The organism is Saccharothrix sp. ST-888, from assembly GCF_000955975.1.
In the GTDB taxonomy this organism is placed as follows: domain Bacteria; phylum Actinomycetota; class Actinomycetes; order Streptomycetales; family Streptomycetaceae; genus Kitasatospora.
In genome coordinates, this window is sequence record NZ_JYJF01001057.1 from 1 (window position 1) to 273 (window position 273).

Annotated in this window: 1 protein-coding gene; it reads left to right on the forward strand. The window is 72.9% G+C overall.

Features of this window, described 5'->3' with window-relative positions:
- A partial coding sequence (locus UK12_RS35590; RefSeq protein ID WP_045307369.1) for a tyrosine-type recombinase/integrase occupies positions 1 to 273 on the forward strand: 273 nt, incomplete at both ends.

Consider the following 273-nt stretch of genomic DNA (forward strand, 5'->3'; position numbering starts at 1 on the left):
CTCTGCGACAAGGCCGGCGTCCCCCGCATCGCCCTGCACGACCTGCGCCACCTCGCCGCCAGCTTCGCCCTGGCCGCCGGCACACCACTACCGGTCGTCTCCAAGACGCTGCGTCACCGCACCCTGTCGACCACCGCGAACATCTACGCCGAACTCACCCATCTCGCAGCCCGTGCGGCCGTCGACGCCATCGCCTGGATGCTCAACACCGCCGACCGCGCCATCCTGGGCCAGCCCGCCTGCCGCGCCCGGCGGCCCTGGCACCAACAGCCG